The organism is Vibrio sp. V39_P1S14PM300 (genome assembly GCF_009904765.1).
Taxonomy (GTDB): domain Bacteria; phylum Pseudomonadota; class Gammaproteobacteria; order Enterobacterales; family Vibrionaceae; genus Vibrio; species Vibrio proteolyticus.
The window spans coordinates 1-21,255 of sequence record NZ_WXWP01000354.1 but is presented as its reverse complement, the minus strand read 5'-3'; the positions used below and the strand labels follow the sequence as shown (position 1 = coordinate 21,255).

The window sequence follows — 21,255 nt, the reverse complement described above, 5'->3', positions numbered from 1 at the left end:
TGAGTTGTCCCTCTAGGTACGGATTTAGGTGGCTTGAATGACCACGCAACCAAAAATTATTGGTAATAAAGTATATATCAAAAGGAAAACTTTGCTTAGAGCTGGTGCTGATAGGCAGACTCGAACTGCCGACCTCATCCTTACCAAGGATGCGCTCTACCACCTGAGCTATATCAGCACTCTAAATTGAGTGGAGCGGGCAGCGGGAATCGAACCCGCATCATCAGCTTGGAAGGCTGAGGTAATAGCCATTATACGATGCCCGCAACACGTAACTCTGAGAGCTATTTCCTTTGGAATATGGTGGAGGGGGACGGATTCGAACCATCGAAGGCAGTGCCGGCAGATTTACAGTCTGCTCCCTTTGGCCACTCGGGAACCCCTCCAAATTTTCGCCATTCTCACTACTATAAAGGAGAGAATGGTGCCGACTACCGGAATCGAACTGGTGACCTACTGATTACAAGTCAGTTGCTCTACCTACTGAGCTAAGTCGGCATAAGTGGTGCGCATTCTATTGAATGATTTTCAGGGTTGCAAGAGCAAAAGCGAAAAAATTGTGGATTTTGCCAAAAATCAGCGTGTTTGCTGATTTTTCACGCAAATTTCGTCTTTTAAGGCATTTCTGCAGCCTAAGTCGTTTGCATTATCGGCTCCTTGTTGTATGTTCGCTCCTCTTATTATTTCGATTTCGACAGAGTAGCTTATGAGTCCTTATCTTTCTTTCGGCCGTCATCAATGGGCAGAACGACGTAACTCTGTTCCTATGACGCTTTCTGAAGACGACTTGAAAGAGCTGCAGGGCATCAACGAAAACCTGACCATGAAAGAGGCTGTCGAAATCTATTTGCCGTTGTCGCGTCTGCTCAATTTGTACGTCGCCGCCCGCCAAAGCCGCAATACTGTGCTGAACCAGTTTCTGGGGAACACCCATGTCGCTCCGCCGTTCGTGATCGGCATTGCTGGCAGTGTTGCTGTCGGTAAAAGCACGACAGCCCGTTTGCTCAAAGCGCTGTTGTCTCGCTGGGAAAACCACCCGAAGGTCGAGCTGATCACCACCGATGGATTCCTCCATCCGAACCGGGTGTTGTTGGAGCGCGGGATTATGAAGAAAAAGGGCTTCCCGGAATCGTACGACATGAAACGTCTGGTGCAGTTCGTTTCCGACGTTAAGGCCGGCAAGCCGAATGTGATTGCCCCTGTCTATTCACACCTGACGTATGACATTACTGATGAAGTGAAAGTGGTCGACCAGCCAGACGTACTGATCATCGAAGGGCTAAACGTCCTGCAAAGCGGGATGGACTATCCCCACGACCCCCACCGGGTGTTTATTTCCGATTTTCTCGATTTCTCGCTCTACGTCGATGCCGAAAGCGAGCTGATCCAAAAATGGTACGTTGAACGCTTTTTGAAATTCCGCCAGGGCGCGTTTACCAAACCCGGCTCCTACTTCAGTCACTATACTCAATTAACCGAACAGGAAGCTGTCGACAAAGCACGGAACATCTGGCAATCGATCAACGGCATTAACCTGCAGCAAAATATCTTACCCACCAAAGAGCGGGCGCAGCTTATTCTGCGCAAAGGCGCGAATCATACCGTAGAAGAAATCCTGCTGCGTAAATAAAACCAAGCCCGGGCACGACCGGGCTTGTTGTTCTCAATGCGGCGCTCTGCCGTAACGGTTGTCCCCGTCACTGCCGCGCAAAAAACCACACTCGACCAGGATCCAGGCACCGCACAGCAGCGACGCCAGAGAAATCAGCGTCTGCCATAAATCCGGCTGCGCCATCTGAGTCGGCTCGCCGACCGGCACCGCCAGACGCGCCACCACCAGCGGCACGTTCAACAGCAACCACCAGCTTGATTTGTCCCGGTCATGCCAGCGTTTCGCAGTGATCGCCAGATCCGGGATCAGCACCAGCAACAAAAACACCGGCAACACCAGATGCGCGATGCCGGGAAACAGTTTATTGACCGCGGCAGCAAACAGCACAATCGCGGCGTAATACGCCAGATTCCACAGCCAGTAAGTCTGACGCCCCACCCGGCCCTGGAAAGAAAATAACAATTGTTGTATCGACATCGTTTTCACCTGCAGAATATTCACGCCCCGGAAATCGTATCTCCAGAAGCAACGGTTTAGTTTACCACTTTCTGAAAACAGGCTTTATCCATATCACGAATATTCACCGTCAGACTACGAACATGGCTGGCTTGCCTTTGCAGGGTATCGATCAATTGGCGGGACAAGTCACGTTTCTGCTCTTCAGTACGCCCTGCCAAGAGCTCAAAACTGAGGTGGATAAAATCAACACTGTCCCCTTCTTCACCAATCAACCAGTCATTGATGCGCACGGCGCGGGATTTGACGGACGCTAGCTCAAACAAACCGCTTTTCAACGCGACCTGATGTAAATCGTCCAGCAATCCGGGAATATTGACGCGCTCTTCCACTGAGTTTGAGTATTCCATGACAAGGTTGGGCATTGTGCTTCCTTACTGTTATTTCGCAAAGTATTGTCGTAAACCGAGCCTCAGTAATAGCAAGTCGGGCGGCAAAATCCGAGCACTGCACTATGATTCTGTTTACCAGATCACTCGCAAGCGGTCGCGACATTCCATAAAGACATGACTGGAATCATGATCTGGCCGATTTATTCTGTTATATTCTTTCGCAATTACGTTGATTTTTTACATTCATACACTTTTTACATTAAAGATAAGGGAGATATTCCTATGCGTCGTCCTGTAGTGATGGGTAACTGGAAACTGAATGGCAGTAAAGCAATGGTCACTGAACTGCTGACTGGTCTGAATGCGGAACTTGAAGGCGTGACTGGCGTTGACGTAGCGGTTGCTCCACCCGCACTGTACCTGGATCTGGCTGAGCGTCTGATCGCAGAAGGCGGCAACAAAATGATCCTGGGTGCACAGAACACTGACCTGCACAACAGTGGCGCGTACACGGGCGACATGTCTCCAGCCATGCTGAAAGATTTCGGTGCTTCTCACATCATCATCGGCCACTCTGAGCGTCGTGATTACCACAAAGAATCAGACGAGTTTGTTGCTCAGAAATTCGCGTTCCTGAAAGAAAACGGCCTAACGCCGGTATTCTGTATCGGTGAAACGGAAGCACAAAACGAAGCGGGCGAAACCGAAGCCGTATGTGCACGTCAAATCAATGCAGTGATCGACGCCTACGGCGTTGACGCTCTGAACGGCGCCATCATCGCTTACGAACCAATCTGGGCAATCGGTACTGGTAAAGCCGCAACAGCTGACGATGCACAACGCATTCACGCGTCTATCCGTGCTCTGATCGCCGTTAAAGATGCAGCGGTTGCAGAACAAGTCATCATCCAGTACGGCGGCAGCGTGAAACCAGAAAACGCAGAAGCTTACTTTGCACAGCCAGACATCGACGGTGCCCTGGTTGGCGGCGCATCTCTGGACGCGAAAAGCTTTGCAGCAATCGCCAAAGCTGCGGCAAAAGCCAAAGCGTAAGCGCGATTCGAACCAAGTTCGAATAGAGAAGGCCGGCATTTGCCGGCCTTTTTTGTTTCTGGTTTGTCTCCGACACAGGTTGCGAGTATCCTAGCTTTTTTCTCCAGCTGCTGTACCACCTATGCACGATAAACACGGCCTGCTCACGGCCCCCATTCCCGATGTGCTGCGTCAAATGACCGTACCGATGATCTTCGGCATGGTGGCGATCCTGATGTTTAACCTGGTGGACACGTTCTTTATTTCCCTGCTCGGTACCCAGGCGCTGGCTGCGATCAGTTTTACTTTCCCGGTCACGTTCGCGGTGAACTGCATCACCATGGGCATCGGTATGGGACTGTCTACTAGTATCGGCCGTTTGCTCGGTCAGGGGGATACCAAACATGCCGCTCGGGTTGCCAGCCATGGTCTGTTACTGGCGGTAGTGCTGGTAATGCTGGCGTCCGCTCTGGGACTGGTGAGCATCGACCCGTTGTTTCTGGCCCTTGGCGCCGATGAAACCCTTCTGCCCTTGATCCACCAGTATATGGACATCTGGTATCTGACCATCCCACTGCTGGTGATCCCGATGGCGGGCAACAGCGTGATCCGCGCCACTGGCGACACTAAAACCCCAGCGAAGATCATGATGCTGGCTGGTTTGATCAACGGCATTCTCGACCCTCTGTTGATCTTTGGCTATGGGCCTTTTCCGGAGCTGGGCATTCGCGGCGCCGCTATTGCCAGCGCGATGAGCTGGCTCGGTGCCTTAATTGGCTCGTTGTATATCTTGCTGCAACGCGAGAAGCTACTGGCGATGCCCAGCCTGTCGCGGCTGCTGCCCGACTGGCAACAAATCCTCAAAATCGGTACCCCCGCAGCGCTGTCCAATGCCATGAACCCACTGGCCGGTGCGGTCCTGATGATGCTGCTGGCCTCACACGGCACCGCCGCCGTTGCCGCGTATGGCGCCGCGCAACGCATTGAGTCAATTTTGATCCTGGTTCTGATGTCCCTGACCTCAGCTTTGACGCCGTTTATGGCGCAAAACTTCGGCGCCGGGAATCCGCAGCGCAGTTTTGGTGGTCTGTTTCTGAGCATGCGCTTTTCAATCGCGTTTCAGTTTTTGGTGTTTCTCGCCATGGTGCCGCTCAGTGTTCCTCTGGCGGCGTTGTTTTCTCAGGAGCAAGCGGTGCGCGATCTGCTGTGGCACTACTTGTTGGTGGTGCCATTCAGTTATGGTTTTCAGGGTACCGTGATGATGCTGGTGTCCGGATTGAATGCGTTGCACAAACCGCTCAATGCTTTCCAGTGGAGCTTTATGCGTCTGTTCGTATTTACCCTGCCGTCAGCCTGGCTGGGTAGTCAGCTCTATGACGTTGAAGGCCTGTTTGGCGGCATTGCGCTGGGCAACATCCTCGGTGGCTTATTTGGTTATCTTTACGCGCTGCGCCTGCGTCGACAACACCATTCACTGCGTTCGAGCGAACCACTGACATAAAAAAACCGACCTCTGGTCGGTTTTCTTTTCAGCAATGGTGGCCGTTACAGCACTTCCAGCTCTTCTTCTTCGTCGCGCTCGATTTCAATATCCAGCGGCTCTTGAGAGAGGATCACGCCAGTGTTGTCGGCATACAGATAATCTTCCGGCAGGAAAGTGACGCCGCCGAAATTGACCGCCACATCGACTTCACCGATGCCTTGCTGCACTGCTCCGACCGGAATCGACGCCAGCGCCTGAATGCCGATGCTCATGTCTTCAAGTTCGTCCACTTCTCGCACACAGCCGTACACAACGATACCTTCCCATTCGTTCTCTTCAGCCAGAGAAGCCAGCTCTGCGTCAATCAACGCCCGGCGCAATGAGCCCCCACCATCAATCAACAGCACCCGGCCCAACCCGTCCTGCTCAAGGACTTCGCGGATCATACCGTTGTCTTCGAAACACTTAACCGTCGTAATCTGACCGGCAAAAGACGCACTGCCGCCGAAGTTGCTGAACATAGGTTCGACAACATCCACCTGATCCAGATAGATATCGCATAACGCTGAGGTATTGTATTCCATAGCATGTCTTCTCTTACTGATAGTAATTACTTCCGAGTATATCTGGTCATTAAGTCAATGCAATGACAACCCGCAATTAACTCGTGATTGTTTGAGCTATAACCACTCCTGCAAACAACAGGTTAGTCACCAGAGAGCACTTAACGACCACTGGCATCATTGGTGCAATTTGAGCCGGTTGATCCGCGTGCCAGACCGCTTTGCCGTGTTTGTAGGTTACGATCAGGCTGAGCAGAAACGGTAAACTGATCCACACCGGAGCCGGTTGTAAGCCCAGATAAAGCGCAAAAGCCAGCACCGCGCCCCCCAACAACACAAAGTGATACTGCTTGGCCCGGGTCTGCCCAAGACGCACCGCCACGGTGCGCTTACCACACGCCAGATCGTTTTCAATATCACGCATGTTGTTAATATTAAGCACAGCAACCGCCAGCAAACCGCAGCCGACTGCCGGCAGACTCAGCGCCGCGTCAATGCGTCCGGTGTGGAGGAAATAAGTACCGGCAACCCCCAGCAAACCGAAAAAGATGAACACGGAGATGTCACCCAGTCCCACATAGCCATAGGGTTTGTTGCCCACGGTATAAGCAATCGCGGCCAAAATCGCCAGCAAACCGAGTGCAATAAAGGCCAGAATACTGTGCAAGCTGTCAAGCGCGTAGAGCACCAACGCCAGACCCGCGATGATGGTCAGCACAATATTGATGCCGATCGCCTGACGCATCGACGCCAGTGACACCGCCCCGGATTGAATCGCCCGCATGGGCCCCAGGCGCTTATCGTTGTCGGTGCCTTTGACCGCATCACCGTAATCGTTCGCCAGGTTTGACAAAATCTGTAATAAGGTCGCGGTGACAAACGCCAACAATGCGACCGGAAGAGAAAACTGACCAAAAGAAAACGCCAGCACACTGCCGGTCAGAATAGAGACCAGCGCCAGTGGCAAAGTTTTTGGCCGGGCGGCATCAAGCCAGATACGTAATGACTGTTTCATGGACCTTATCATAATGCCCTAAGAGGTAGTGAAGATTGTGGCACATCAATGAATCCGCCGCAAAACGCAAAAAAGGCCACCGAAGTGACCTTTTTTCCAAATCCTAGCGGGATTACTTCACGCGACCCACGTATTCCGCAGAGCGTGTGTCCACTTTGATCACTTCGCCGATCTGAATGAACAGCGGAACGCGTACAACCGCGCCTGTGGTCAGTGTCGCTGGTTTACCACCGGTACCCTGTGTATCGCCTTTCAGGCCCGGATCCGTTTCAACCACTTCCAGTTCAACAAAGTTTGGCGGCGTCACTGCAATCGGGTTACCGTTCCACAGAGTCAGCATACACGTGTTGTTTTCCACCAACCACTTCGCGTTGTCGCCCACCGCTTTCATGTCTGCTGCGATTTGCTCGAACGTTTCGTTGTTCATGAAGTGGTAGAATTCACCGTCGTTGTACAGGTAGTCTAGATCGATATCCATTACGTCAGCGGTTTCAACAGAATCGCCAGACTTAAAGGTTTTCTCCAGAACTTTACCAGAAAGCAGTTTACGGATTTTTACGCGGTTGAATGCCTGACCTTTGCCCGGTTTGACATACTCGTTTTCGAGAATGACACAAGGCTCATTATCAAGCATAATTTTAAGACCGCCTTTAAATTCATTCGTGCTAACTGTAGCCATTTTTTCCTCTTACCATTCTTCGAGTTAAATTTAATGCCGCACATAATAACCCGAAAAGTTGATTCTGTTGAGCAAAACTGGCTCAAACAGCTGGCAAACGCGATCTCGGATCCGCTCCAGCTCCTGAAGCAACTTGAAATCGACCCATCACCTTGGCAACACGGATTTGACGCAAAAACGCTCTTCGCACAGCGTGTGCCACAAAGTTTTGTCGATCGAATGGAAAAAGGCAATCCTCACGACCCGCTTTTGCGTCAGGTCCTGCCGCTGTCTGAAGAGTTTGACGTGCAGCCGGGGTATTCAACCGATCCGCTGGATGAGCAAAACAACGCCGTCCCCGGCCTGCTGCACAAATACCGTAACCGCGCGCTAATGATCGTCAAAGGCGGCTGCGCGATCAACTGCCGCTACTGTTTCCGCCGCCACTTCCCCTATCAGGACAACAAGGGCAATAAATCGGTGTGGCAGCAGAGTCTGGATTACATCGCCGCACAGCCTCAGCTGAACGAAGTGATCCTGTCGGGGGGCGATCCTCTGATGGCCAAAGATCATGAGCTGACCTGGTTGGTGGAGCACCTCGCCGACATCCGCCACATCAAACGGCTGCGGATCCACACCCGATTGCCGGTGGTGATCCCAGCCCGGGTTACCGACACCTTGTGTCAGTTGCTGGCCACCAGCCGTCTGCAGGTGGTGCTGGTGACACACATCAATCATGCCCAAGAGATTGATGACGATCTGGGGAACGCCCTGCGCAAGCTCAAAGTCGCCGGTGTAACACTGCTCAACCAGAGTGTTCTGCTCAAAGGCGTCAACGACAACGTCGATAGTCAGGTTGCTCTCAGCGAAGCCCTGTTTGATGCCGGTGTTCTGCCTTACTACCTGCATGTCCTGGACAAAGTTCAGGGCGCGGCCCACTTTTATGTTTCCGATGACGACGCCCGCGCACTGATGGCCGGTCTGATTGCACGGGTATCCGGCTATTTAGTCCCGACCCTGACACGGGAAATCGGCGGCCGGGCAAGCAAAACGCCACTTGATTTGCATCTGGAATAACACCAACAAACCTGCTCGTGTCGATTAAAAATATTTGTTCGCACCCGGCCGTGAATCTTTGCATACTCCGCGCTTTTGGGAGGCCAATATGCCAATTTCCATCGCGCCATTTTTTGACCTGGGGCCCTTTAGCTGGTTGGCCCTGTTTTGCTGTGCCCTAAACGGCGCGCTGATCGGCGCCGAGCGGCAGACCCGGGGGAAGCCCGTCGGTATCCGCACCTCGATTCTGGTCATCGCCGGTACCTATCTGTTCATGTCGATGGCGGTCACGCTCTCGCCCAACACCTTAGATCAGGCCCGGGAACTCGGCCAGATCATCACAGGGGTCGGCTTTCTCGGTGCAGGCGTCATGATGACCATGGACGGAAAAATCCACGGTGTTACTTCTGCGGCGGTGATCTGGGTACTGGCCGCGCTGGGGATGATGATCGGCCTGGGTTACTGGCAGCAGTCGATCCTGATCACTGTGCTGGCCCTGAGTGTGCTGCTCGGCGTCGACAAAGCCGAAAACCATTTTCAGGCGCTGCGCCGCGGCGTCCATCAGCGCTTTCGCAGTCGTAAAGTACCACCACGCCACAGCAGCGAGACGTAGATAGCATAAAAAAACCACCCAGACGGGTGGTTTTTTTCATCTCGATGAGTCGGTGCTTAGAACAGTTCGTTCGCCACCTGGTACAAATCTTCACGTACCGGACGCTTCATGTTCTCAATCGCATCGATGATGTCGTGGTGCACCAGTTGTTCTTTCTGGATACCAACACAGCGGCCGCCGTGTCCGTCCAGCAGCAGGTGAACCGCAAAGTTACCCATGCGAGATGCCAGTACACGGTCAAATGCAGTTGGACGACCACCGCGCTGGATGTGACCCAGTACAGTAGCTCGGGTTTCACGCCCAGTCGCCGTTTCAATCTCTTTCGCCAGCTCGTTCGCATCCATCATCAGCTCAGTCAGTGCGATGATCGCATGCTTTTTGCCTTTGGCGATACCATCTTGAATGTTGTTGATCAGCTTATCCATATCCAGACCGGTTTCCGGGGTGATGATGTATTCACATCCGCCCGCAATCGCCGACATCAAGGTCAGGTCACCACAGTGACGGCCCATGATTTCCACAATAGAAATACGCTGGTGCGAAGACGACGTGTCACGCAGACGGTCAATCGCGTCGATCACTGTGTTGAGTGCCGTCAGGTAACCGATGGTGTAATCTGTTCCCGCAATGTCGTTGTCAATGGTGCCCGGCAGACCGATACATGGGTACCCCATTTCAGTCAGCTTTTTCGCCCCCATATACGAACCGTCTCCACCAATCACCACCAGCGCATCAATGCCGTGTTTCTTCAGGTTCTCAATCGCTTTCTCACGTACCGCAACGTCTTTGAACTCAGGGAAACGAGCAGAGCCCAGGAACGTACCGCCTTTGTTGATCACATCCGATACGCTCGAACGATCCAACTTGACGATACGATCTTCATAAAGACCCAGGTAGCCGTCGTATACACCGTATACTTCCAGACCTTCAGATAGTGCCGTGCGAACCACGCCACGAACCGCAGCGTTCATACCAGGTGCGTCACCGCCACTTGTTAGTACACCGATCTTCTTAATCATGCTCACCCTCGATTTTTGGGAATTTAATATCAAATTTTGATTCAGGCCGCCCGACTGAGCCACCCTCAGAAACTGTGCTTTATGTTACCTTTACCGCAAAGGAATACTACTGTTATTTGCACGAAATCATGTAAGTTTTCTACTTATGTAAAAGTATTACAGCTTTGTGCGAACACTTTGTTGATGCACATCAGAATCAGGTTTATTTCTTCCGCAGCAGAAAAGATAGCCAAGAACTGTCGGTTTGTCGCGTAAACCTCGTGCTACTAGAAGTCTTCACGTTTTTGCGCCCGCTCCGGACCAAACACAACCGAGAAAGGATCCTGATGAATTAAGACGTCCGCTTCAGGAAAAAGCTGTAACAATTTTTCTTCCGCTTCGTCAGAAATACGATGTGCTTCAATCAACGGAATCTGGTCTTCCAGTTCCAGGTGCAACTGGATAAATCGCACTGGCCCGGACATCCGGGTTCGCAACTGATGCACACCCAACACGCCGTCCACTTCAAGGCAGGACAAGCGGATCTGCTCCAGCTCTTCCTCCGGCAACTGTCGATCAAGCAGGATCTGAGTTGCTTCGGTGATCATCCGGAATGCACTATAGAGAATGTAGATCCCGATCCCGACCGCAAACACCGCATCCGCCTGTTTCAGGCCAAACCAGCTCAACCCCAACGCCACCATGATCGCGATGTTCATGTAGAGATCCGACTGGTAATGCAGCGAGTCGGCAGCAATCGCCTGGCTGCCGGTCTTGCGCACCACGTACTGCTGAAAACGCACCAGCGCAAACGTCACCACAATGGCAAACAGGCTGACGTACACCCCGTATTCCGGTGAGGTCAGTTCGTGCGGGCGAAAAAAGCGATCCACCCCATTGAGGATCAGAAAACAGGCTGAGCCGGAAATGAACATCGCCTGCGCCAGTGCGGCCAGCGATTCGGCTTTGCCGTGGCCAAAGGTGTGCTCGCGATCGGCCGGCTGCACCGCATAGCGCACCACGATCAGGTTGACCACCGACGCCGCAATGTCCAGCAGCGAGTCGATCAATGACGCCAGCAAACTGACAGAACCGGTCACCCACCAGGCAAAGATTTTCACGATCAGTAACAAGGTCGCGACCGTCGCCGCAGTCCAGGCCGCCAGGGTCACCAGGCGCGCATAGTCTTTCTTCATAACGTGTTCACAATAACCAGAATAATCTATCAAGTATAACGTGCTCATTGTGAAACAAAAAAGGCAGCCTTAAGCTGCCTTTTTGAGGTCGGTATCGCGTTATTTTTGCTCGGCACGCTTTTGCATCCGCTCATGCATTTTCGCCTGACACTCCTGCATACGCTCTTGTTTCAGTTCCGCGTACTGGGTTTTCTGCCCCGGCGTCAACACACTCAGCATCTTGTGCTGACGGGCCATCATTTGTACCCGGCGCTCAGTTTGCTTTTCGACCATCTGTCTGGCCAGTGTGTTGGCTTGTGCCTGATCAAAATTGTCGGCCAGCAGCAATTGCTGGACCTGAGCATGGTACGCCTGCATTTCAGCCTGACGTGCTTCGTTATTGCCGGCAAACTTAGCTCGCATCTCCTGACGCCCTTGTTCACGCATCGTCTTGAGCTGGTCCTTCTGCGCGTCCGTTAGATTCAGCTCTTTAAAAATGCCCCGGTCAGAGGCACATTTGCCGAACTCACCACCGTGATGACCTTCGCCGCCTTTACCACCAAATGCCCACGCACTCGCGGTGCCCAGAGTCAGTGGCAGAACGACCGCCGCCAGAATCATTTTCTTTGCTATTTTCATAATCAGTCCCTCTTGAGGATAGTCTTGTTCATGCATGCCGCTCTCTGCAGCGCTTGAGTGTAGAATACGTCGTGGTGAGTAAAGCAACGTTTAGCCAGCGTAAAGAATCGTAAAGAGTGAAAATCGCGCTGAAACCCAATCATTTTTCGCAGTAATATAAGACCAGAGCGAGATAACAGAGGCACACCCATGGCGCACATTCTTTTAATTGATGACGATACCGAGCTGACCAGTCTGCTGCAGGAAGTCCTGAGCTTTGAAGGCTTCACTGTCTCGGAGGCCAACGACGGCGAAGCCGGTCTGGCAGCGCTGTCTGAGGAAATCGATTTGATCCTGCTGGATGTGATGATGCCAAAACTCAACGGTATGGAAACCTTAAAACGTCTGCGTCACGATTGGGAAACCCCGGTGCTGATGCTGACGGCCAAAGGCGAAGAAATTGATCGCGTGGTGGGGCTGGAACTCGGCGCCGATGACTATCTGCCTAAACCGTTCAGCGACCGTGAGCTACTGGCCCGGATCCGCGCCATCTTGCGTCGCACCCAGCACAAAGCCAGTGGCCGCCACAGCGACAGCCTGTGTTATCAGGACATCGAAATCTTTCCCGGACGCCAGGAAGCTTACTGCAGCGGTCAGTTGCTCGAGCTGACCACCACCGAATTCGCCCTGCTGACGCACTTAGTGCAAAACCCCGGGGTGACTCTGACCAAAGACGCCCTCAGTCTGGATGTGCTGGGAAAACGTCTTGCGCCCTTTGATCGTGCCATTGATATGCATGTCTCCAACCTGCGTAAGAAACTGCCAGAACGCGAAGATGGCAAATCGCGCATCAAAACCCTGCGTGGTCGCGGTTACCTGCTGGTTGAGGAGGACTGATGCGTCTGCCGAAAATCACCAGCCTGTACGGGCGGATCTTTGCGATTTTCTGGTTCACCATGGCTCTGGTGTTGCTCGCGGTATTGTCACTGCCTCACCTCGACCCTCGCAAAGCGCGTGACATTCCCGCCGACCACCTGCAGCGCATGCAGCAGGCGCGCGATCGGGTTGAGCAGCGTTTTGCCAACGAAACCGATCTCAGTCGGATTCTGTTTCGCCTTGACGCCCATGAAGGCGGCCCTCGCGATCCCAAGCCCCGCCTGTTTCTGTCCGATACCGACGGCACTATCCTTACAACTCGCCGTCACACCGATTTTAAACTCAAGGCGCTGCAAAACTTTGTCACCGGTATTGAACCGGACTCACCGCCTAAACAGCGCCTCTACGGCCGCTATATGATTGGTGGCCCGCTCCCCATCACTCTGGCCAATCAGGATCTGCGGCTCTACTTCGGTTTCCGCTGGAATGAGCCGCCGCCGTTTCTGCTGCGTCTATTCGATAAGCCGTTCCAATTGCTGCTGGCAGTCATGGCGGTAAGTACGCCGCTGCTACTGTGGCTGGCCTGGGCGCTCAGTCAACCCGCACGCAAACTGGAACTGGCCGCACGCCGGGTCGCCAGCGGCGAGTTTGTCGTCGACCCGAAGCTGGAAAAAGGCACCTCAGAATTTCGTCAGGCCGGCGCCAGCTTCAACCAGATGGTCGAAGCGGTCAACCAGATGATTTCCGGTCAGCAGCGTCTACTGTCGGATATCTCACATGAGTTGCGCTCTCCTTTAACCCGCTTACGGATGGCCAACGCGTTGGCGGTGCGCAAACAGGGCAACAGTCAGGAGCTGGAGCGTATTGATACCGAAGCCCAGCGGCTGGAAACCATGATCGGTGAACTGCTCGAGCTGTCGCGCATGCAGGCCGACAGCCACCTCAGTCGCGAAGTGCAGCCGTTGTCCAGTCTGTGGGAAGAGCTGCTGAGCGACAGCCAGTTTGAGGCCGAGCAAATGGGTAAAACCCTGACTTTCTCCGCCATTCCTGATCGTCACATCTCCGGCAATCCACAACTGCTGATGAGCGCGGTGGAAAACATCATCCGTAATGCGATTTACTATGGTCGGGATCGGGTTGATGTCCAGTTGAGTGAGCATGGCGACATCCTGAGCATTCAGGTCGAAGACAATGGCGATGGCGTGCCGGACAGCGAACTTCAGGACATCTTTCGCCCATTTTACCGTGTCTCGACGGCTCGTGATCGTCACTCGGGCGGCACCGGACTGGGGCTTGCGATCACTGAAAGTGCGGTGCGCCAGCACAGCGGCAGCATCACCGCCAGCCGCAGTCAACTGGGCGGGTTGAAAGTATGTATCGAGCTGCCTTTAGTGGTGGGGTGAAATACCCCCACAAAAAACCAAGTTGATAATGAGATTTATTATCATTAAAGTAAATTCAACTTTTAGGAGGATTCACTATGACGCATTTGTTCCCTGATCTGCCCTACGACTACGACGCGCTGGAACCGTACATCGACGCCAAAACCATGGAAGTACACTACAGCAAGCACCACCGCACCTACTACGACAAATTCCTTTCCGCCATCAAAGGCAGTGAACTGGAAACCACCCCGCTGAGCGAGATCTTCGCTCAGGTTTCCACCCTGTCACCGGCGGTACGCAATCATGGGGGGGGTTATTTCAACCACATTCTGTACTGGAACTGTATGTCCCCTAACGGTGGCGGCGAACCGAATGGCGCTTTGGCAGAGGCCATTGATGCCCGCTTTGGCAGCTTCAGTGCATTTCAGGATGCCTTTACTCAGGCGGCAATCAATACGTTTGGGTCCGGCTTCGCCTGGCTGGTGGTGCGTAACGGCCAGCTGCATATCAGCAGCACCCACAATCAGGACAACCCGCTGATGGACGTGGCCGAGGTACGTGGTGAACCCATCTTGGCGCTGGATGTGTGGGAACACGCCTATTACATCCGCTATCAGAACCGTCGTCCGGAATACATCGACGCCTGGTGGAATGTTGTGGACTGGCAAACGGTCGGCGAACATTACGCCGTGGCACTGGCGCAGCGCGCCTGATTTCAGTGTGGCGGGCCAGCCCCGCCGCCTAATGCCTTCGCCGCAGCGCGCGAAGCTCGCATCCTGTGTCTACTGGGGTATACTCATGGCTATCGTTCTCAATGACTCTGCAACACCATGTTTGATATCGCTCTGTACGAACCTGAGATTGCGCCGAACACCGGCAACATTATCCGTCTGTGTGCCAATTGTGGCGCCAACCTGCACCTGATTGAGCCGCTGGGGTTTGATCTGGAAGAGAAAAAAGTGCGCCGCGCTGGTCTGGATTACCACGATCTGGCCCGGGTGACCCGGCACAAAAATCTCGACGCGTTCTACGCTTACCTGCAGCAACATCGCCGCGATGGTTACCGTATTTTTGCCTGCACCACCAAAACCACGGGTCATCATGTCGATGCCCATTTTCAAGCAGGGGACGTATTGCTGTTTGGTCCGGAAACACGCGGCCTGCCCGCGGAGGTGATCGAAAGCCTGCCGATGGCGCAGCGCATCCGTATCCCGATGATGCCCGATGCGCGCAGCCTTAACCTGTCCAATGCAGTGGCGATCATCGCCTATGAAGCCTGGCGACAACTCGGCTTTGACGGCGCGCAGTAACCGTCACTGAATAAAAAAACGCGCGGCTCAGGCCGCGCGTTTTACGGTTAATTGAGTTTATTCCGGTCATCGTCGTCTTTGCGTTCGTATTCCCCTTCAAAGGTATTGCCGTTTTTGTCGGCATTGAACGGGTCGCGCTCAAACGGATTTTGATCGAACGGGCCGTTGGAATAACCGCTGTGGAATCCTCCTCCAGAGACCGTTTTGACCACCATTTTGCCCATCAGGTACTTGGCGATCACCGCACGCGGTGCCGGCAGCAGAATCAACATACCCAACGCATCGGTCATAAAACCTGGCGTCAGCAGCAACACCCCGGCCACCGCCAGCATCACACCTTCAAAGATCTGTTGCGCCGGCACTTCTCCCTGTTGCAGACGCGACTGGACGGTCATCAAAGTTTGCAAACCCTGACTGCGCACCAACGACGCGCCGACAAATGCGGTGATCAACACCAGCGCGATGGTCGGCCACAAACCAAGGACACCGCCCACCGAAATAAACAGGCCAATTTCAATGATCGGCACCACGATAAATAACAATAATAAGATAGGAAACACATGCCCTCCTTTGTTTCCTACACCTTAGCGCCTTGCCCAGGCGCCTGCAAGGCTGCACAGATGCATAAAGTGTTGCGGTATATTGCGTCAGGTCACGGAATTTATTTCCCTTTTTTTCATATACATAGTTAGCCCCCTCACGAGAGAGTGGCGATATATTGGTCAAACCGCATTGCGTAGTCTAAATTACTGTCAATCATAAATACTCAACCAATACCATATGAAGCGTGTGTCGAGCATCCTCAACAAGATGGTTATCGTGTGGACGCTGGTATCTCTGATACCGGCGGCGTACTACTTTTACATGAGCGCCAAATCGCACACGTTTCTGCTCGCCAGAATGGAAGCGCAGGGGTTGCAGTTTCTCTCCCATGTCGACGTCAAAGCCACACAGTTACACGATCATCTCGATCAAACAGTTCGCGAACTGAGCCGCTCTAAACTGATCCATGATTTTGCTAAATCCCCCACCGAACAACGCCGCCAATACCTCGAAAGCCAGTGGCTCCTCAATGCCGTGAATTCCACCTACTTTTACCAGCTGCGTTACATCGATACCCGGGGCATGGAAGTGATCCGGGTCGAATACGATGCGCTGAACAAACGGGCACTGGTGGTGCCGCCAAGTCAGTTGCAGAACAAATCACAACGCGATTATTTCCGTTATGCCCAACAACTCACCGGCGGAGAACAGGGCTATTTCGGGATTGATATTGAGTTTGAACATGGCAAACCCGTGATCCCGTACAAACCGGGCTTTCGGATTCTCTATCCGATTGAAGATAACGGCACCCGGCTGGGCTACTTTGTGGCGAACCTGCACGTACTGGAGATCATTGCCGCCATCACCGACAACCAACAGAATATGAACGTGCATTTCGTTGACGACCAGGGATACTTTACCCTCAGCAGCGACAGCCAACTGCTGTTTGGCGACATTATCCGTGCCCGTGCGGGTGACAACATCCCCAACCACAACCCGGAACTGTGGGAACATATGCAGGCGCACCTGAATCAGGAAGGCAGCGTCATGACATTGCAGGGTCTGTATGTTTACCGGCCGTTCAATCAACAGATTTTTGCCAACGTCAACAGCCTTACGATGCTGGCCTACTACCCACCCAGCGTGGTCGATGCGCTCTTCCTGCCCATGCAACAGGACATCATCAGTGAAACGTTCATTCTCTGGCTGTTTCTCGGACTGGTCGCCGCGATCGTTGCCATGCACTGGGATGATCGCCAGCGGATCAAAACCAACCGCACCTTTGCCCAGCTGGCGATTGAAAACGGCGGCGCAGTGGCACTGACCGACAGTGAGCACTACATTCTGCGCGCCAATGCCCAATTGAACGAACTGGTCGGTCTGCACAGCGCCAGCGAAGTGCTGAAAGGACATAACCTGCTTGATTACCAGCCAACTCAGGCGGCGCGGCGCCAATTGGCGAAACAGTTGGAACTGGATGGCCGCTGGAAAGGCCAGCTGACTCTGTTAAGTCAGGACAACACCCCCACTATCTGCGAAGCCGAAGTGCGCGCCCTACCGGGCAAATTCACCAAAGTCGACTATTTCATTTACTCGTTTACCGACATCTCTCAACACCACATGAAGATTGCCGAACTGACCGAGCAAACCGAGCGCGATCCGGCCACTTCGCTGTGGAACAAACGCAAGTTTGATGATCACCTCCGCTACCAAGCCCGCCTTCACCAGCGCTATCCTGATCACCCGCCCGGCTGTCTGGCGATCATTGACATTGATGAATTCAAGCAGGTCAACGACAGCCAGGGGCATGCCTTCGGTGATGAGGTCATCACGTACGTCGCTAGCCAGCTCACCGCTTTGCTGCGCGATACCGACATGGTGGCCCGCATCGGCGGGGATGAATTTGCGGTAATCATCCAGCACATTGAGCTGGAGCAGGCCTTCAAATTGATGCAACGGGTCAGTGAAGCCATTACTCAGGGCGCCAGTTATCCCATCACCCTCAGCATCGGACTCGCCCGCCTCTGTGAGGATGCATCCGCCACTTTCAGCCGTGCCGACGGCGCTCTGTATCGCTCGAAAAACACCGGGCGAAATCAGGTCTCTGCGGACCATTTTCCGCACTTTACCGTGGTGGAAAACTAGCGGATGAGAATTTCGTTAGATTTGCTCCAAAAGGTGATCTAGTTACTATTTTTATGTGTCAGGTGCAGTATGATGTGCCACAGAAGTCAGGACGTATTTTCCAGCCAAAAATTCTGACGAATGGATTCTTATACTGCAGAAATGGCTAATAATTCCCTTTATTATCAGAATAATTCTCTAAGGATCCTGTTATGGCTACCCTATCTGATGCTCCAAAAACTGCTAATTCAGCCACTCGTATTGAAGAAGACCTGCTCGGCCAACGTCATGTTCCTGCGGACGCGTACTACGGTATCCACACTCTGCGTGCGATTGAAAACTTCAATATTTCCAGCATGACCATCTCTGACGTACCGGAATTTGTCCGTGGCATGGTGATGACTAAGAAAGCGGCGGCACTGGCGAACAAAGAGCTGGGTGTGATCCCGAAAGATGTAGCCAACTACATTATTCAGGCGTGTGATTTGATCCTTGAAACAGGTAAGTGCATGGATCAGTTCCCGTCAGACGTCTTCCAGGGTGGTGCCGGTACTTCCGTCAACATGAACACCAACGAAGTGATCGCCAACGTGGCACTGGAACTGATGGGCAAAGAAAAAGGCCACTACGAATTCATCAATCCTAACGATCACGTTAACAAGAGCCAATCGACTAACTGTGCTTACCCAACCGGTTTCCGTATCGCGGTATACAACTCCGTCACGAAACTGATCGATGCAATTGAATACCTCAAAGGCGCATTCGAACTCAAGAGCCAGGAGTTCAAAAATGTGTTGAAGATGGGCCGTACTCAGTTGCAGGACGCAGTACCAATGACCGTTGGTCAGGAGTTCCACGCCTGGGCCGTGACGCTCAACGAAGAGATCCGTGCGCTGGAATACACTTCTAAGCTGCTGCTGGAAATCAACCTAGGCGCCACTGCAATCGGGACGGGGCTGAACGCGGCTCAGGGCTATCAGGAACTGGCGGTGAAACACCTGGCGCAAGTGACCGGCCTAGAAGTCGTGCCCGCAGAAGATCTGATCGAAGCCACGTCTGACTGTGGCGCTTACGTGATGACACACGGCGCGCTGAAACGTCTGGCGGTGAAACTGTCTAAGATCTGTAACGACCTGCGCCTGCTGTCATCAGGCCCACGTGCCGGCCTCAACGAACTGAACCTGCCAGAACTGCAAGCTGGCTCTTCCATCATGCCTGCTAAAGTGAACCCAGTTGTACCGGAAGTGGTTAACCAGGTGTGTTTTAAAGTACTGGGGAATGACAACACTGTGTCTTTCGCAGCCGAAGGCGGCCAGTTGCAGCTGAACGTGATGGAGCCGGTGATTGCCCAAAGCATGTTTGAGTCTATCTCACTGCTGGCTAACGCCTGTGTCAACCTGCGCGACAAGTGCATCGACGGCATCACCGTCAACAAAGAAGTGTGTGAAGCGTACGTGTACAACTCCATCGGTATCGTCACTTACCTCAACCCATACATCGGCCACCACGAAGGTGACATCGTCGGTAAGATTTGTGCCGAAACCGGTAAGAGCGTCCGTGAAGTGGTACTGGAGCGTGGGCTGCTGTCGGCGGAAGAGCTGGACGAGATCCTGTCGGTCGAGAACTTCATGCATCCGACTTACAAAGCAAAACGCTACGAGTAATGCGATGGCATCAGGGCCCTGTGCGGGCCCTATTTTCGGCGCCGCATTAATACCCCTACTTTTTATCCCGCTTTACTCGTCACAGTCAGTGACTCTGATTATCTGAGCGTTCAGCCCCCTGAGGGCTCAGGTAATCAGAATCAAAATATAAACGAGGTAATCATTATGGTTTGGGTCGAACTGCTTGTTGTTCTGCTCTTTATCTTTTTAGGGGCACGTATTGGTGGCATTGGCATCGGTTTCGCCGGTGGCGCCGGGGTCATTGTGTTATCGCTGGTGCTGGGTGTACCCACCAGTCAGGCGTTTATTCCGGTCGACGTGATTCTGATCATCATGTCGGTGATCACTGCGATCGCGGCCATGCAGGTCGCCGGCGGGATGGACTGGCTGGTACAGCTGGCGGAAAACTTTTTGCGTAAACACCCAGAGCGCATCACCTTCTACGCGCCAATCGTGACTTTTCTAATGACACTGATGGCCGGTACCGGTCATACGGCGTTCTCGACCCTACCTGTGATTGCCGAAGTGGCAAAAGGTCAGGGAGTACGCCCTTCACGTCCGTTGTCGATTGCCGTGGTTGCCTCGCAAATTGCCATTACAGCTTCGCCGATTTCCGCCGCCGTGGTGGCGTTCGCTGCCATGCTGGCTCCCAAAGGCGTCGACTATCTCACCCTGTTGGCCATCTGTATTCCAACCACGTTCATCGCCTGTATGATCGGCGCTTTTGTGGCGAACTTTATGGGCAGCGAACTCAAAGACGATCCCGTCTATCAGGAGCGTCTGGAAAAAGGCCTGATCAAACTGGCCGGTGAGCAGCAGCGTGAAATCCTGCCAACCGCTAAGAAAGCCACTTTCATCTTCCTGGCGGCGATCGGGTTTGTGGTCTGTTATGCGGCGGCCATTTCCAGTTCGGTTGGCCTGATTGAGAATCCGGCATTGGGGCGCAACGAAGCCATCATGACCGTCATGCTGGCAGCAGCAGCGGCTATTGTGTTGTTCACTAAAATCGATGCCTCGAAAATTCCGTCGGCGGCCACGTTCCGTTCCGGTATGACGGCATGTGTGTGTGTTCTGGGTGTGGCCTGGCTGGGCTCTACTTTCGTCAATGCCCACGTAGACGGCATCAAAGAAGTGGCCGGTGCACTGCTGGCGGATTATCCGTGGATGCTGGCCCTGGTACTGTTTTTTGCCTCCATGCTGCTCTACTCACAAGGCGCCACCACGGTTGCTCTGATGCCAGCCGCTCTGGCGATCGGCGTTGCTCCGCTGACCGCGGTGGCATCGTTTGCCGCCGTCAGCGCACTGTTCGTACTGCCAACCTACCCCACACTGCTCGCCGCAGTGGAGATGGACGACACTGGCTCAACCCGCATTGGCAGCTACGTCTTCAACCATCCGTTCTTTATCCCGGGTGTGGTCACCATCGCCTCAGCAGTCACGCTGGGCTTTCTGTTCGGCGGTATGATCCTGTAAACGCACGAATAATTGAATGAGGGAGCTTCGGCTCCCTTTTTTATTCGCCCGGCGGCAAAAAGTGCTTTTTTGATTAAAGTCAAAACATCGTTCGAAAAGTCGAAAATACCCACTCAGAATAACGATTGAATAAAATTTCTTAGTGTGTGACAAACCTGAGTATTTTCAGGCATCTCAATTATGCACACCACATCCCCCCGAATATTAAT

The 21,255-nt window shown here is 53.2% G+C and carries 21 protein-coding genes and 4 tRNA genes; 12 read left to right on the top strand and 13 right to left on the bottom strand.

Annotated features, from left to right (window positions below):
* Positions 1-102: 102 nt before the first annotated feature.
* From CAG65_RS18760 to CAG65_RS18745, 4 genes are all read right to left on the bottom strand, one after another.
* Positions 103-178: transfer RNA gene (locus CAG65_RS18760), tRNA-Thr, on the bottom strand.
* 13 nt (positions 179-191) lie between these two features.
* Positions 192-266: transfer RNA gene (locus tag CAG65_RS18755), tRNA-Gly, on the bottom strand.
* Between the two features lie 35 nt (positions 267-301).
* Positions 302-386: transfer RNA gene (locus CAG65_RS18750), tRNA-Tyr, on the bottom strand.
* Positions 387-422: 36 nt separating this feature from the next.
* Positions 423-498, bottom strand: a tRNA-Thr gene (locus CAG65_RS18745).
* A 208-nt stretch (positions 499-706) separates the two neighbouring features.
* Between CAG65_RS18745 and coaA the strand changes: the two genes are divergently transcribed.
* Complete coding sequence (gene coaA, locus CAG65_RS18740; protein ID WP_161454605.1) at positions 707-1,630, top strand: type I pantothenate kinase; 924 nt, start codon at positions 707-709, stop codon at positions 1,628-1,630.
* A 33-nt stretch (positions 1,631-1,663) separates the two neighbouring features.
* On the opposite strand, the gene CAG65_RS18735 is transcribed toward coaA, so the two are convergent.
* Positions 1,664-2,089 (bottom strand): DUF805 domain-containing protein, encoded by a 426-nt coding sequence (locus CAG65_RS18735; RefSeq protein ID WP_040903221.1) that lies wholly within the window; start codon positions 2,087-2,089, stop codon positions 1,664-1,666.
* A gap of 56 nt (positions 2,090-2,145) precedes the next feature.
* Positions 2,146-2,493, bottom strand: coding sequence for a 5-carboxymethyl-2-hydroxymuconate Delta-isomerase (locus CAG65_RS18730; RefSeq protein WP_021707260.1), 348 nt, complete (start codon positions 2,491-2,493; stop codon positions 2,146-2,148).
* A 249-nt stretch (positions 2,494-2,742) separates the two neighbouring features.
* On the opposite strand from CAG65_RS18730, the gene tpiA reads away from it, so the two are divergent.
* A complete protein-coding gene (gene tpiA, locus CAG65_RS18725; protein ID WP_021707259.1) occupies positions 2,743-3,513 on the top strand; it encodes a triose-phosphate isomerase in 771 nt (256 codons plus the stop codon).
* A 121-nt stretch (positions 3,514-3,634) separates the two neighbouring features.
* Entirely contained in the window at positions 3,635-4,993 is a 1,359-nt protein-coding gene (locus CAG65_RS18720) for an MATE family efflux transporter (protein ID WP_161454604.1), read from the top strand.
* Between the two features lie 44 nt (positions 4,994-5,037).
* Here the strand turns inward: CAG65_RS18720 and rraA are convergent, their stop codons facing one another.
* From rraA to efp, 3 genes are all read right to left on the bottom strand, one after another.
* Complete coding sequence (rraA, locus tag CAG65_RS18715; protein ID WP_021707257.1) at positions 5,038-5,559, bottom strand: ribonuclease E activity regulator RraA; 522 nt, start codon at positions 5,557-5,559, stop codon at positions 5,038-5,040.
* A 76-nt stretch (positions 5,560-5,635) separates the two neighbouring features.
* Entirely contained in the window at positions 5,636-6,553 is a 918-nt protein-coding gene (locus CAG65_RS18710; protein WP_021707256.1) for a 1,4-dihydroxy-2-naphthoate polyprenyltransferase, read from the bottom strand.
* A gap of 112 nt (positions 6,554-6,665) precedes the next feature.
* Positions 6,666-7,232: an elongation factor P gene (efp, locus tag CAG65_RS18705; protein WP_021707255.1), complete on the bottom strand. Its 567-nt coding sequence runs from the start codon at positions 7,230-7,232 to the stop codon at positions 6,666-6,668.
* 33 nt (positions 7,233-7,265) lie between these two features.
* On the opposite strand from efp, the gene epmB reads away from it, so the two are divergent.
* Complete coding sequence (gene epmB, locus CAG65_RS18700; protein WP_161454603.1) at positions 7,266-8,288, top strand: EF-P beta-lysylation protein EpmB; 1,023 nt, start codon at positions 7,266-7,268, stop codon at positions 8,286-8,288.
* Between the two features lie 88 nt (positions 8,289-8,376).
* Positions 8,377-8,880 carry an MgtC/SapB family protein gene (locus CAG65_RS18695; RefSeq protein WP_161454602.1) on the top strand — a complete coding sequence of 168 codons (504 nt, stop codon included), beginning with the start codon at positions 8,377-8,379 and terminating at the stop codon, positions 8,878-8,880.
* A 56-nt stretch (positions 8,881-8,936) separates the two neighbouring features.
* On the opposite strand, the gene pfkA is transcribed toward CAG65_RS18695, so the two are convergent.
* The 3 genes from pfkA to CAG65_RS18680 all read right to left on the bottom strand — a co-directional run bounded on the left by pfkA (position 8,937) and on the right by CAG65_RS18680 (position 11,692).
* Positions 8,937-9,899 carry a 6-phosphofructokinase gene (pfkA, locus tag CAG65_RS18690; RefSeq protein WP_021707252.1) on the bottom strand — a complete coding sequence of 321 codons (963 nt, stop codon included), beginning with the start codon at positions 9,897-9,899 and terminating at the stop codon, positions 8,937-8,939.
* A gap of 266 nt (positions 9,900-10,165) precedes the next feature.
* Positions 10,166-11,074, bottom strand: a complete 909-nt coding sequence (fieF, locus tag CAG65_RS18685) for a CDF family cation-efflux transporter FieF (protein ID WP_161448513.1) — start codon at positions 11,072-11,074, stop codon at positions 10,166-10,168.
* A gap of 99 nt (positions 11,075-11,173) precedes the next feature.
* A complete protein-coding gene (locus CAG65_RS18680) occupies positions 11,174-11,692 on the bottom strand; it encodes a CpxP family protein (protein ID WP_161454601.1) in 519 nt (172 codons plus the stop codon).
* A 189-nt stretch (positions 11,693-11,881) separates the two neighbouring features.
* On the opposite strand from CAG65_RS18680, the gene CAG65_RS18675 reads away from it, so the two are divergent.
* From CAG65_RS18675 to CAG65_RS18660, 4 genes are all read left to right on the top strand, one after another.
* Positions 11,882-12,568 (top strand): response regulator, encoded by a 687-nt coding sequence (locus tag CAG65_RS18675; protein WP_021707249.1) that lies wholly within the window; start codon positions 11,882-11,884, stop codon positions 12,566-12,568.
* On the top strand, positions 12,568-13,950 hold the full coding sequence (gene cpxA, locus CAG65_RS18670; RefSeq protein ID WP_161454600.1) for an envelope stress sensor histidine kinase CpxA: 1,383 nt from the start codon (positions 12,568-12,570) through the stop codon (positions 13,948-13,950). The genes CAG65_RS18675 and cpxA overlap by 1 nt, the downstream gene beginning before the upstream one ends.
* 77 nt (positions 13,951-14,027) lie before the next feature.
* Positions 14,028-14,645 (top strand): superoxide dismutase, encoded by a 618-nt coding sequence (locus tag CAG65_RS18665; protein ID WP_021707247.1) that lies wholly within the window; start codon positions 14,028-14,030, stop codon positions 14,643-14,645.
* Between the two features lie 117 nt (positions 14,646-14,762).
* Entirely contained in the window at positions 14,763-15,242 is a 480-nt protein-coding gene (locus CAG65_RS18660) for a tRNA (cytidine(34)-2'-O)-methyltransferase (RefSeq protein ID WP_161448519.1), read from the top strand.
* Between the two features lie 47 nt (positions 15,243-15,289).
* On the opposite strand, the gene CAG65_RS18655 is transcribed toward CAG65_RS18660, so the two are convergent.
* Complete coding sequence (locus CAG65_RS18655) at positions 15,290-15,802, bottom strand: FxsA family protein (protein ID WP_161454599.1); 513 nt, start codon at positions 15,800-15,802, stop codon at positions 15,290-15,292.
* 220 nt (positions 15,803-16,022) lie between these two features.
* Between CAG65_RS18655 and CAG65_RS18650 the strand changes: the two genes are divergently transcribed.
* The 3 genes from CAG65_RS18650 to CAG65_RS18640 all read left to right on the top strand — a co-directional run bounded on the left by CAG65_RS18650 (position 16,023) and on the right by CAG65_RS18640 (position 21,046).
* Positions 16,023-17,930, top strand: coding sequence for a sensor domain-containing diguanylate cyclase (locus tag CAG65_RS18650; RefSeq protein ID WP_161454598.1), 1,908 nt, complete (start codon positions 16,023-16,025; stop codon positions 17,928-17,930).
* 191 nt (positions 17,931-18,121) lie between these two features.
* Positions 18,122-19,573, top strand: a complete 1,452-nt coding sequence (gene aspA / locus CAG65_RS18645; RefSeq protein ID WP_021707243.1) for an aspartate ammonia-lyase — start codon at positions 18,122-18,124, stop codon at positions 19,571-19,573.
* A gap of 165 nt (positions 19,574-19,738) precedes the next feature.
* Positions 19,739-21,046, top strand: a complete 1,308-nt coding sequence (locus tag CAG65_RS18640; RefSeq protein WP_021707242.1) for an anaerobic C4-dicarboxylate transporter — start codon at positions 19,739-19,741, stop codon at positions 21,044-21,046.
* Positions 21,047-21,255: the final 209 nt, after the last annotated feature.

Excerpts from the sequence above, each read along its gene's own strand:
- coaA (WP_161454605.1), top strand. The coding sequence starts at position 707 with ATGAGTCCTTATCTTTCTTTCGGCCGTCATCAATGGGCAGAACGACGT.
- CAG65_RS18735 (WP_040903221.1), bottom strand. The coding sequence starts at position 2,089 with ATGTCGATACAACAATTGTTATTTTCTTTCCAGGGCCGGGTGGGGCGT.
- CAG65_RS18730 (WP_021707260.1), bottom strand. The coding sequence starts at position 2,493 with ATGCCCAACCTTGTCATGGAATACTCAAACTCAGTGGAAGAGCGCGTC.
- tpiA (WP_021707259.1), top strand. The coding sequence starts at position 2,743 with ATGCGTCGTCCTGTAGTGATGGGTAACTGGAAACTGAATGGCAGTAAA.
- CAG65_RS18720 (WP_161454604.1), top strand. The coding sequence starts at position 3,635 with ATGCACGATAAACACGGCCTGCTCACGGCCCCCATTCCCGATGTGCTG.
- rraA (WP_021707257.1), bottom strand. The coding sequence starts at position 5,559 with ATGGAATACAATACCTCAGCGTTATGCGATATCTATCTGGATCAGGTG.
- CAG65_RS18710 (WP_021707256.1), bottom strand. The coding sequence starts at position 6,553 with ATGAAACAGTCATTACGTATCTGGCTTGATGCCGCCCGGCCAAAAACT.
- efp (WP_021707255.1), bottom strand. The coding sequence starts at position 7,232 with ATGGCTACAGTTAGCACGAATGAATTTAAAGGCGGTCTTAAAATTATG.
- epmB (WP_161454603.1), top strand. The coding sequence starts at position 7,266 with ATGCCGCACATAATAACCCGAAAAGTTGATTCTGTTGAGCAAAACTGG.
- CAG65_RS18695 (WP_161454602.1), top strand. The coding sequence starts at position 8,377 with ATGCCAATTTCCATCGCGCCATTTTTTGACCTGGGGCCCTTTAGCTGG.
- pfkA (WP_021707252.1), bottom strand. The coding sequence starts at position 9,899 with ATGATTAAGAAGATCGGTGTACTAACAAGTGGCGGTGACGCACCTGGT.
- fieF (WP_161448513.1), bottom strand. The coding sequence starts at position 11,074 with ATGAAGAAAGACTATGCGCGCCTGGTGACCCTGGCGGCCTGGACTGCG.
- CAG65_RS18680 (WP_161454601.1), bottom strand. The coding sequence starts at position 11,692 with ATGAAAATAGCAAAGAAAATGATTCTGGCGGCGGTCGTTCTGCCACTG.
- CAG65_RS18675 (WP_021707249.1), top strand. The coding sequence starts at position 11,882 with ATGGCGCACATTCTTTTAATTGATGACGATACCGAGCTGACCAGTCTG.
- cpxA (WP_161454600.1), top strand. The coding sequence starts at position 12,568 with ATGCGTCTGCCGAAAATCACCAGCCTGTACGGGCGGATCTTTGCGATT.
- CAG65_RS18665 (WP_021707247.1), top strand. The coding sequence starts at position 14,028 with ATGACGCATTTGTTCCCTGATCTGCCCTACGACTACGACGCGCTGGAA.
- CAG65_RS18660 (WP_161448519.1), top strand. The coding sequence starts at position 14,763 with ATGTTTGATATCGCTCTGTACGAACCTGAGATTGCGCCGAACACCGGC.
- CAG65_RS18650 (WP_161454598.1), top strand. The coding sequence starts at position 16,023 with ATGAAGCGTGTGTCGAGCATCCTCAACAAGATGGTTATCGTGTGGACG.
- aspA (WP_021707243.1), top strand. The coding sequence starts at position 18,122 with ATGGCTACCCTATCTGATGCTCCAAAAACTGCTAATTCAGCCACTCGT.
- CAG65_RS18640 (WP_021707242.1), top strand. The coding sequence starts at position 19,739 with ATGGTTTGGGTCGAACTGCTTGTTGTTCTGCTCTTTATCTTTTTAGGG.